The sequence below is a fragment of the Bacillus hominis genome, from assembly GCF_018332515.1.
Classification (GTDB): Bacteria; Bacillota; Bacilli; order Bacillales; family Bacillaceae_G; genus Bacillus_A; species Bacillus_A hominis.
This window is the reverse complement of sequence record NZ_BOQD01000178.1, coordinates 1-11,425: the sequence shown is the minus strand read 5'-3', so window position 1 is coordinate 11,425 and position 11,425 is coordinate 1. Positions and strand designations below refer to the sequence as shown.

Sequence of the window (11,425 nt, the reverse complement as noted above, 5' to 3'; positions counted from 1 at the left end):
ACTTATTGTAATTCAACTGGTAATGATGACGTTATAAGATATGAAATTATGTTAAGGGGGTTTGCACATGTTATTACATGCAAATGAAAAAATAAGAGAAACATATGGAGCGTGTTTTACCGCGAAAGAGATTGCACAGCAGCCAGATCTTTGGGAACAAGTATATTCGAATGTTCAAAGTAATCATCATGAAATTACAGCGTTTTTTTCCCATATTTCAAGAAGGCATGAGCAAGTACGAATTATTTTTACTGGGGCTGGAACATCAGCTTTTGTTGGAGATACACTCGTTCCATATATAAAAAGAATAGTAGATGTAAAGAAAATGCAGATTGAAAGCATTCCAACAACAAATATCGTTTCAAGTCCTTATTATTATTTACAACCAAATATCCCAACAATTTTAGTATCGTTTGCTCGCTCTGGTAATAGTCCAGAAAGTGTAGCGGCAGTGGAGCTAGCAGAACAAATGATTCATTCCGTTTACCATATTATTTTAACTTGTAATGAAGAAGGGAATTTAGCGAAACAATTTCAACATAAAGAGAATGCTTTCGTAATGTATATGCCAAAGGAGGCAAATGATCGAGGGTTTGCGATGACAGGCAGTTTTACCTCTATGATGTTAACAGCACTTTTATTATGTAACTATAATGAAATCCCTCTTTTACAATCTAGCATTACGGATATTGTTCAGCTAGGAAAGAAGGTAATCGAAAAGCAAGAACGGGAAATGAAGCAAATTGCAGAAAAAGAATTTCATAAAATTGTATTTTTAGGATCAGGCGTATTCGAAGGCCTTTCTAGGGAGGCTGCACTAAAATTTTTAGAGTTAACGGCTGGCCGCATTCCCGTTATGTTTGACACGCCGCTTGGTTTTAGACATGGACCAAAATCAATTTTAGATGAAGATACAGCTGTTGTATTGTTTTTATCTAGTGATGAATATACCAAAAAGTATGATATTGATTTATTACGAGAAATTTATCAGGAGAAAGATAGAAACGATATTATTGTCATTGCGCATCAAGATAGCCAGGAAGCAAGGCAGTATTGCAATACATTTTTATGCAATGACGGAAACGATTTGAAGGATGATATATATATTACGTTTATTTATATATTATATGGTCAAATTTTAGCATTATATAAATCTATTGCATTAGGCATTACTCCAGATAATCCTTGCCCGAGTGGAAGTGTAAATCGTGTCGTTCAAGGTGTAACCGTACATCCTTATAAAGGAAAGGAATAGAAATGTATGAATTATTACGTCAGAGCATCAATGTATTTACTCGAAGAGGGAGTACGTGAAAGTGGATATTTACATATTGTAAATGGCTACTTTCTAAAACATGTTGAAGAAATAGTAGACGGAGCAATGGTAATGGATTTTGAAGGGAGTATTATTGCTCCGGGATTTGTTGATACACATATTCATGGTTTAGCGGGACACGATGTAATGGATTGTACATATGAATCGTTAAACAATATTTCTATTCAGTTATTGGAAAATGGTGTTACGAGTTTTTTGCCTACAACATTAACTGATTCTTTAGAAAATACGACAAAGGCTTTACAAAATATAGCTCATGCAAAAAGAAAGGGAGTTGCAGGAGCAACTATTATTGGAGCTTTTCTGGAAGGACCTTGTTTTACTGAAGCCTATAAAGGTGCGCAAAATCCAAAATATTTTATTAACCCAACGATTGAGTTGCTAGAAGAGTGGATTGCTGAATCAGAAGGAACAGTTAGAAAAATTGCAATGGCACCAGAAAGAGAAGGTGCCATCCCCTTTATACAGCAAGCGGTAAAAAATAATATTCGCGTGGCAATTGGTCATACAGATGCGAACTATGAAGTATGCCAGGAAGCAATTCGAGCAGGAGCGACAATCTTTGTGCACACGTTTAATGGAATGAAGGGGCTACATCATCGTGAACCTGGCGTTGTTGGATCCGCACTTTCTACTGACCATGTGTACAGTGAAATCATTGCAGACGGACATCATGTACATCCAAGTGCAGTGAATATTTTGTATAAATGTAAAGGATACGATAAAACCTGTTTAGTTAGTGATTGCATGCGAGCGGGCTTATTAGGAGATGGCATATATCATTTAGGAGAATTTGCTGTTCATGTAAAAGATGGAGTTGCTCGAACAGAAACAGGATCTTTAGCAGGGAGCACACTTCGATTTATTGATGGTGTGAAGAATATCAAGAAATGGACAAATGCATCGTTATGGGAAAGTGTTCATATGGGATCGCTTAGCCCTGCCAAAAGTATTGGGGCTGACAAAGAAATTGGGAGCATCGCACCAGGAAAAAGAGCAGATTTTCTTATATTAACAGACGATTTAGAGCTTATCGGAACAGTTGTTAGAGGAGAAATGAAATATAAAAAGAAAATGGAAAGGGTTTGAGAATATGCTTGTTTCAACTCAATTTATATTAAGAAATGCACAAGAATGTGGATACGCGGTTCCTGCTTTTAATATTCATAACTTAGAAACTTTAAAAGCGGTAGTTGAAACCGCGGTAGAATTACGATCACCTGTTATTATCGCGGCAACACCAGGTACGATAAAGTATATGGGAAAAGAAATTCTTGTGAATATGATTGAAGCGGCAAGAACGCGATATGATGTACCAATTAGTCTACATTTGGATCATCATGAAGATATAGAAGATATTAAAAGTTGTATTGATTTAGGAGTTCGCTCTGTTATGATTGATGCATCACATTATCCGTTTGAAGAGAATATTCAGATTGTTCAGGAAGTTGTTTCGTACGTAAAACAATACGGAGCAACAGTAGAAGCGGAATTAGGTCAATTATCAGGAATAGAAGAAAATATAGTAGTAGAAAACTCAATCTATACAGATCCGTATCAAGCAAAAGAATTTGTAGAGCGCACGAATATTGACTCATTAGCAGTTGCAATCGGAACAGCGCATGGTTTATATAAAGGAGAACCAAAGTTAGATTTACAAAGATTAGCAGATATTCAAAAGCAAGTTGATATTCCACTTGTACTTCATGGAGCATCTGGATTATCTGATAGTTTAGTGCAAGAAACAATCAGATTGGGCATTTGTAAAGTGAATATCGCAACAGAATTAAAAATCGCATTTGTAACGGCACTACGTAATTACCTAGAAACGCATCCAGAAGAAAACGATCCGCGAAAATACTTTGCAGATGCTATTGTGGAGATGAAAAGAGTCGTTGCAGATAAAATAAAGATGTGTAAAAGTTTGAATCGTGTATAAGGAGCTATTCTTATGATTGCAACGATTACGTTGAATCCATCTGTTGATATGCGATATGAGTTAGATGAATTAAAGCCACATGAAGTGCATCGCACGAAAGAATATGAAAAAACAGCTGGTGGCAAAGGTATTAATGTATCGAGGGTACTTTGCTTATTAGGCATAGAAATTACAGGTAGCGGCCTACTCGGTGGTAGAAATGGCGATTTTATAAGAGAAAAGTTGAAAGAACTATCAATTACAGACGAGTTTGTTTCCATTAAAGAAGAAACTCGCAATTGCTTAGCATTAATAACAAAGAATTCTGCTTCAGCTACAGAAATATTAGAAGCAGGTCCAGCTATTTCGGAAGATGAAATAGCTCTATTTATAAAAAAATATGAAAAAATTGTAGATAACTTTGAGTTTATTGTTGCATCGGGAAGCTTACCAAGTGGCATTCCAAAATCATTTTATAAACAGTTGGCGCAAAAAGCTGCTGAAAATGGTAAGAAATTTATATTAGATACAAGTGGGGAAACATTATCTCATGGTATACAAGGAAAGCCATTTTTAATTAAACCAAACATGCAAGAAATTTGTCAGTTTCTTCAAAAACAGCACGTATCACAGGAAGAAATGGTCGTAGCGGCAACTCAAATATGCCGAGGCGGTGTACAGTATGTGCTTCTTTCACTTGGAAAAGAAGGAGCGATACTTATAACGAAAGATGAGAGGTTTAGGGCAATTTTACCAAAAATAGCTTCTATCAATTCGGTTGGTTCAGGGGATGCAATGGTTGCGGGCATAACGTATGCACTCGCAAAAGGATATGAGATAAAGGATGCACTTCGATTTTCTGCTGCTTGTGGCATGGCGAATGCAGCAGAGCAAGCAACAGGTTATATACAACCTCAACTTGTAGAGAAGTTCTATAACGAAATTACAATTGTATAAAAGTAGGAAGGAGAGAAATATGGGGAAAAGCTTCGCTTGTTTTGATATTGGGGGAACATTTATTAAATATGCGATGATTGATGAACAAGGAACAATATATGAAAAAGGAAAAATACAAACACCAGCACACAATCAAAAAAACGAAATTCTGCAGCGTATTTGTGACACAATACGTAAATTAGAAAAGAATGATAAGATTCATTCCGTTGGGGTGTCGTCATGTGGACTGATTGACAATGAACGAGGAGAAGTTATATTTTCTGCCAATATTCCGGGGTATAGTGGCACGAACATAACAGACTATATTTATAGAGAAACCGGTTATACCGCAACTGTTGAAAACGATGTTCGTTCAGCTTGCATTGGTGAAATGTGGAAAGGGGTAGGTAGTGGAAAAGAACATATTGTTTTAATTACGCTTGGAACAGGGATCGGTAGCGGTATTATGATAAATGGTCAAATGCTCCAAGGTGCAAACGGACTAGCTGGAGAGCTCGGTCATATGACAATTGTCCATAATGGAGAAGCTTGCAGTTGCGGCGGGAAAGGATGTTACGAAAGATATGCATCAACTTCAGCTCTAATTCGTCAGTATCAAGAAGCTTCCAGATTACAAGGGATAGAAATAAACACCATTACAGGTGAAGAAATTATAGAACGCATACATGGAGGAGAGCAGTTAGCAAAAGATGTATATGAACAGTTTTTACAATATGTCACTACTGGACTAGTGAATATTGCCCATATGTTCAATCCCGAATTAATTATTATTGGAGGCGGGATTGCTGAACAAGGGGAACCTTTCTTGCAACAAATTCAAGAAAGGTTTCACCAAGCAGTAATGGAGATTTATCAAAAAAAGACGGATATAGTTTTAGCAGCATTACATAATGATGCAGGTGTGTATGGGGCTTGTTATGTGGCGCTCAACCGGTTGGAAAAAGAATTGCTATTTTAGAATAGTAATTCTTTTTTTATGAAAGTTGCGACCCGTGTCTATCAAAATATTAGATTGATAACGGATTATAATATTTTTTAATTATCCCCTTCAAAAAGAACGTACGCTCTTATTTGGTTAATAAAGATTCTATGCGTTAGTTCGTTGTATGAAAAGAGAACGAGACTGCGATATATAAAACATACAAATACATGAAAGGAGGATACAAACCATGAATCACACAACCATGTTAAAGGAAAGAAAAATAGATAAATGGCAGCCGTTTGTTAACTCTACTATAATAAAAAGCGAATAGTATGTTTAATATAAAAGTCTATTATTATTTTCTATCACATCATCTAATGATTAACTATATGTTAGTAATTTAGTATGTTATGTTTAAAATGTAAGGGAGATTTTTGTAGCTGCATAATATCTCCCCATCCATACATGTCTTTATTTATCTTCTTAAGAAACTTTGCAACAGAACCAAATTAAAACTGTCATTTCGTCATCCCCTCTCGATTTGTGCTTTGTAATTCTTTGATAAAACGATCAAACCCTGCTCTACCATCTTTATTCATCTTATAGACACCAGCATCTTCTAAGACCCGTTCAAATGTTTTTGCAACTTCAGTTTGAAGAAAGCTTTGGATGGTCTCTTCCGTATAGCCACCCCGGGTTTTTAGTTCATCTGCCCATTTTTGATGGATTTCAGGAACATGGGCTTCCTTATCTAACAAGTGCAGCTCAACTTCATGAAGCTCCTCAATCAAACGTGGAGGGAGAATCGCAAGACCCATGGCTTCAATAAGCCCGATATTTTCTTTCTTAATATGCTGTACATCTGGATGTGGATGAAAAATTCCATCAGGGTATTCTTCACTCACATTATTATCACGCAGTACAAGATCAATTTCATAATTTTCTTCGCGACGTCGCACAATTGGTGTAATCGTATGATGTTTTGTGCCATCTTTTGATTGCGCACGAATTTGTAAGAATTCATCTGAATAGTTCTTCCAACTTTCATGGATGTAGGTACTGGCATTAATTAGTTCTTCTTTGTTTAAAGAAGAGAGGCGAATCACACTCATTGGCCAGTTGACAATACCACAAGAAATGTTTGGGTAGTCAAATAGTTCAAATGTTTTAAGAACTTTAGCCTTTGCCATTGGAAAGTGATGGTGTCCAGCTTGATAGTGATCATGACTTAAGATAGATCCTCCTACAATAGGTAAATCCGCATTTGAACCAATGAAATAGTGTGGTATGATTTCTACAAAACTAAATAAACGAGAGAATGCCTCACGAGAAATTTTCATTGGTCGATGCTTCTTAGATAATACGATGGAGTGTTCATTAAAGTATGCATATGGTGAATATTGAAAACCCCATTCGTCTCCATCTAGCTCGATGTTAAGGATTCGGTGATTGCTTCTACCTGGATGGTTAAAGCGACCAAAATACCCTTCATTTTCAATGCAAAGTAAACATTTTGGATAATTGCCCTTCGGTGCATTTCTAGCCGCTAAGATCTCTTTTGAATCTTTCTCAGGTTTGGACAAATTAATAGTAATCTCAAGCTCACCATATTTTGATTCTGCTAAATAATGAATATTTCTTGCAATTTCACGGGTCTTTATATAATCATTGCGTTTACTTAGTTCAAAGAAATAATCCGTTGCCTGTTTAGGACTTTTACAATATGCCTCCTGAAAATTCGCATTGACCTTAGATGGAAGTGGTGTAATCACATTCATTAAAAGTGCTTCGAACATTTCACGATTAGCTTGGTTTTTAGAGATAATATGATTTTCCATCGCTTTATCCATAAGCGTATCGAACAACACATGTGGGTCTGTTTCAACTACACTCGTAATCTTTCCCATTTCCGATTCGCCAATCAAACGTAATAGTTGATTGTGCATATAAATTCGGTCATTTTCCTCAATAGCTCCATTCTCAATCGCAAGTGTAGTAAAATCATAAATTGCTTGACATATGTTCATCGTTTTCACCTCATTCATCATCCAATCACTGTAGTTCCACTACCAATGTGTGCCACATAAAAGACAGGCGCATATCCGACAACTTTGATATATTCATCATAAACATTGTTTTTAAAAGTGTGGGTTTCACTTTCTTTTACTAATGCGATGGCGCATCCCCCAAATCCCGCTCCAGTCATACGGGATCCAAGAACACCCTCTTGTTTTTGCGCAGTGGCCACCAATGTATCTAATTCAAGCCCAGTTACTTCATAATCATCTCTTAAAGATGTATGAGAAGCATTCAATAGCTTTCCAAATTCTTCTAAATCACCTGCAGTAAGAGCTGCTTTGGCTTTTTTTGTGCGTTCATTTTCGTAAACTGCATGCTTCGCGCGTTTAATTAGGACTTCATCTCCAATAAGATTTTGATTTGCATCAAATTCTGCTTCGCTTAGTTCTCCAAGTGCATGAATCTCTAACTTCGTTTGGAGACGTGCGAGTGCTTCTTCACATTCAGCACGGCGCTCATTATATTTTGAATCTGCTAGTTCACGACGTTTATTAGTATTCATAATTACAATAGCATAATCGTCCAAAACCACTGGAACCATTTCATACTTTAACGTATTGGTATCAAGGAGAATCGCTCTGTCTTTCTCGCCAAATCCAATGGAAAATTGATCCATGATACCAGAATTTACACCAATGAATTCATTTTCAACTTTTTTACCCATTTTCACTAATTCAAGTCGCGTTACGTCCAAGTTAAACAAGTCTTCTAATACTATGCCTACCAGTAATTCAAGTGAAGCACTACTTGAAAGTCCCGCTCCATTTGGAATCGTTCCTTCAACTAATAACTCAAAACCACAGTCTATTTTATGACCTGCTTCTTTCAGTGTTAAGATAACTCCTTTTACATAATTTGCCCAATTGGCATTTTTATCATAATCTAGTTCATTCAACGTGAAGCTAATTACTCCAAGTTCTTCAAAGTTCGTTGAGTAAACTAATACTCTATCATCCTCACGACGTTTAGCCACTCCGTAAGTTCCATAAGTAATAGAAGCGGGGAACACATAGCCACCATTGTAGTCTGTATGTTCTCCGATTAAGTTGATACGTCCTGGAGAGAAATATTGAGTTGTTTCTTGAGGTCCAAATACCTCAGCAAATTTTAAAGTTAGTCCACGTTTCTTTTCCATAAGTATAAACCTCTCTTTTACATTTATTCTAAGTAAGGAAATTATCTCAGTACTCACTGGATCACTTCTAACAGTTCCTTATTATTTCTAGACACAACATCGTATTTTAAATAAATTCTGATAGCAGTATCTAATTTTTTCTATACATGTTTCTAACGTGGTATAAGTAATGTCGTATTCCCATGCCACATCTGACAAGGCACGACCATGACAACGACGCACAATTTCACGGCGAAACGAAGCCGTGGAAGAATGAATTAACCCAAGTCCGTAATCATACGGCAAAATCATTTTGATAAACTTAGCGTACAAAGTGAAAACTTCTCTCTTGGTTTGTCTCGACAACAATTACGATTCGGGAGTTTTCACGTTTTTTATAGTCATTTATGGAAAAAAATTCAATCTAACTTAATTCAACCCCGACTTATGGTAATGGAGCAATAATATGAAATTCTGTCATCGTTTCATAAGTTGAATCCGCCCTAAGAACCATATTCCCAAAATCAGAATACTGTTCAGCACCCGGGGAAACCTGTGTTTCAAAGGTAATTCCACCATGGTGTGCAAGTTTCTTGCCATGCATGAGAGGCGTATTCTCACCAAAATTTGCCGTAAAGATGACGACACTTGGTTCTTTTGTGGCTATTTCAATTTTGACCACTTCATCCGGGCTAATGAGTTTCACTGAACTATGTAATAGCTCAGGTCGATTCAAGAAAAATGGGTGATCAATTCCATCCACTAATTCTTTTTGAGCAAAAGTACTATTGAAGGTTTCTTTGAGTTTAACTGGCTTTCGAAAATCAAACGCAGTACCTTCTACAGGAAACTTTTCACCAATTGGAATACTTTCCTGATCAAGTGGTGCAAATCTATCACTATTCACCCATAATGTGTGTTCATTTACAGGTTGCGTTACATCACCAGTTAAGTTGAAATAAACGTGATTTGTTGGATTAAACAAGGTATCTTTGTTACTTGTCGCACTAGTCTCTATTTTCCAAAAATTATCATTATTTATTATGTAACGTATCTCGACATCAAGATTCCCAGGAAAACCATTTTCACCATCTGGACTCACCGTGTGAAATATCACTGAGACTTCATCATTATTATCGATAACTTGATATTTCCACTTTTTACTTTCAAATCCTGGAGTACCGCCATGTAAAGTGTTTCCGGTTGTCTCATCAATTTGTACTTTATAGATTTTCTCATCAATTTGAAAAGTTCCATTTTGAATTCGTCCAGCTACTCGCCCAATTGAGGCACCAATATATAAATCCTTTTCAAGATATTCCTGTGCCGTATCAAAACCAAGTACGAGCTCACGTAGACCATTCGTTGTTGGTACCTTTAAACTCGTAATGCGAGCACCGAAATCTGAAACAGTCAACTGCAGGCCGTTCAGATTGGTAATAGTGATAATCGTATAACCTGCACCGAAATCTTTTGTTGTAATGTTCATCTTAGATATCCTCTACTTCTTTATTTAGAATGAGCAAGTGCAGCACTAGAATTGAACTCTTCAGTTGCTTCCTCGCCATGATTTAGCTTTGCTTCTAGCTCTTTGACGATTGGAGCATGTTTTTTCCCTGTTAATGTGATCTTCCATGCGAAAATGATGGCAGAAAAAATCATGAGTGCTCATGGAAGGTAGAATGCATAAAGATGAAACGTTGAAACACCCTGTGCAGTAATGTCTGCTGCTGTAGCATTGCCAGTCATTCCAGCAGCAACAGCTACAAACCCAACGATTCCGTTTGATAAAGCTCCGGCAATTTTATCGAGTAATGGACGAATTGATAAAGTCACAGCTTTGTTTCGAGTACCATTTTTCCATTGTCCATATTCAACTGAGTCGGTAATAGTCATCAAGAAAGTGACGATTGGTACAACTGCTAGTGTAGTCCCATTTGCACCAAGTGATGAACCAAGTCGTGCAAATGTGGCCAATTTTTCTCTTCATTTAATTTTAATAATGATATAAAAGCGTTTACAAAGTTAAACATAAAAAACTAACGAACTACATGAATCTCCTTCCTATGGTTTTCTTTTTTAAGTATAGTTTAACAAGAAAGCGTTTTTTATTTTATATCATTTTGTGACATTGATTTAACCTTTTGTTGCATTTTTTCCTTCAAAAGGCAGATTAGGTTATAGCAATCACGAAGAGGAGAGAAGCCCATGGAACAAGCACTCTTTTTTAAAAAAGAACAGCGTCACTTCTCAAGTGAGCTTTATTTTGAATTTTGTGGTTTTTCAAAAACATTGCCTTTTCATGCTTTTGGACCAGCTGTACGTAACAGCTACATTATTCATGTCGTGTTGGATGGAAAAGGAATGTACTATGTAAAAGATGAAAAATATTCATTAAAGAAAGGAAATATTTTTCTCATTCGCCCAGGGGAATCGACTTTTTATCGCTCGGATGCAGAAGAACCATGGTTGTATGCGTGGCTGTCATTTGGTGGGAAGGTAGCAGACAAAATTATTCATTATTCGAGTTTTAAAGAAGATAACCACTCTGTTACTTCAACTAATATTCAGCAATATTCGGATATTATCTTGGAGTGTATGAATTGCTCCAACGATACATTAGAAGATGAATTAAAGTTGAATGAGTTGACTTATCGGTTTTTAAGATTATTACTTACAGATGGTGGTGAATTCTCAAAAGGAGTAAAACAAAAGTCTTCACGACTCGCGATTGAAGCGATGACATATATTGGAGAGCACTATCTAGAGGAGATTACAGTAAGGGATGTGGCAGATCATCTTGCGGTCAATCGAAGCCATCTTTCACGGGTCTTTCACAATCATTTCGGGATGGGCATGAAGGAATGGATTTTAAGGATGCGCATTAATTACGCAACGTATTTACTTTCAATGACAGATGAATCGGTAGAAAACATTTCTTATCAGGTGGGCTTTCGTAGTTTAGTAGTCTTTAGCCGCATATTTAAAAAAATGATTGGAGAAACACCTACGCATTATCGAAAACGTATGTCGAAAGAGAATTTCCAAACAATCTCTTTATCAAGCTTGAAGTTCTTACTTGATGAACAAGAAATTATT

At 36.5% G+C, this 11,425-nt stretch carries 11 protein-coding genes; 6 read left to right on the top strand and 5 right to left on the bottom strand.

Going from position 1 to position 11,425, the window contains the following annotated elements:
- The first annotated feature begins 67 nt into the window (after positions 1-67).
- Genes KI356_RS17885 through KI356_RS17865 form a run of 5 tightly spaced genes read left to right on the top strand, consistent with a single transcriptional unit; the run spans position 68 to position 5,169 of the window.
- Positions 68-1,255, top strand: coding sequence for an SIS domain-containing protein (locus tag KI356_RS17885; protein ID WP_128280012.1), 1,188 nt, complete (start codon positions 68-70; stop codon positions 1,253-1,255).
- A gap of 6 nt (positions 1,256-1,261) precedes the next feature.
- Positions 1,262-2,425 carry an N-acetylglucosamine-6-phosphate deacetylase gene (gene nagA / locus KI356_RS17880; RefSeq protein ID WP_212936034.1) on the top strand — a complete coding sequence of 388 codons (1,164 nt, stop codon included), beginning with the start codon at positions 1,262-1,264 and terminating at the stop codon, positions 2,423-2,425.
- 4 nt (positions 2,426-2,429) lie between these two features.
- Entirely contained in the window at positions 2,430-3,275 is an 846-nt protein-coding gene (locus KI356_RS17875; protein WP_212936033.1) for a tagatose-bisphosphate aldolase subunit GatY, read from the top strand.
- Positions 3,276-3,287: 12 nt separating this feature from the next.
- Positions 3,288-4,211 carry a 1-phosphofructokinase gene (gene pfkB / locus KI356_RS17870; protein ID WP_128280014.1) on the top strand — a complete coding sequence of 308 codons (924 nt, stop codon included), beginning with the start codon at positions 3,288-3,290 and terminating at the stop codon, positions 4,209-4,211.
- A gap of 19 nt (positions 4,212-4,230) precedes the next feature.
- The gene (locus tag KI356_RS17865; RefSeq protein WP_128280015.1) at positions 4,231-5,169 is read left to right on the top strand and encodes an ROK family protein; all 939 of its coding nucleotides are present in this window, start codon (positions 4,231-4,233) and stop codon (positions 5,167-5,169) included.
- 482 nt (positions 5,170-5,651) lie between these two features.
- Here KI356_RS17865 and galT read toward each other — a convergent pair whose 3' ends face one another.
- The 5 genes from galT to KI356_RS28230 form a co-directional block, all read right to left on the bottom strand.
- The gene (gene galT / locus KI356_RS17860; RefSeq protein WP_212936032.1) at positions 5,652-7,181 is read right to left on the bottom strand and encodes a UDP-glucose--hexose-1-phosphate uridylyltransferase; all 1,530 of its coding nucleotides are present in this window, start codon (positions 7,179-7,181) and stop codon (positions 5,652-5,654) included.
- Positions 7,178-8,347: a galactokinase gene (locus KI356_RS17855; RefSeq protein WP_212936035.1), complete on the bottom strand. Its 1,170-nt coding sequence runs from the start codon at positions 8,345-8,347 to the stop codon at positions 7,178-7,180. The genes galT and KI356_RS17855 overlap by 4 nt, the downstream gene beginning before the upstream one ends.
- A 424-nt stretch (positions 8,348-8,771) precedes the next feature.
- Entirely contained in the window at positions 8,772-9,815 is a 1,044-nt protein-coding gene (locus KI356_RS17850; protein ID WP_212936031.1) for a galactose-1-epimerase, read from the bottom strand.
- 20 nt (positions 9,816-9,835) lie between these two features.
- Complete coding sequence (locus KI356_RS28235) at positions 9,836-9,988, bottom strand: hypothetical protein (protein WP_238486202.1); 153 nt, start codon at positions 9,986-9,988, stop codon at positions 9,836-9,838.
- Positions 9,989-9,994: 6 nt separating this feature from the next.
- Positions 9,995-10,303 (bottom strand): MFS transporter, encoded by a 309-nt coding sequence (locus tag KI356_RS28230; protein ID WP_234842419.1) that lies wholly within the window; start codon positions 10,301-10,303, stop codon positions 9,995-9,997.
- A gap of 231 nt (positions 10,304-10,534) precedes the next feature.
- Here KI356_RS28230 and KI356_RS17840 point away from each other — a divergent pair.
- Positions 10,535-11,425 (top strand): AraC family transcriptional regulator (locus tag KI356_RS17840; RefSeq protein ID WP_212936030.1); only part of this gene is annotated, 891 nt, incomplete at its 3' end.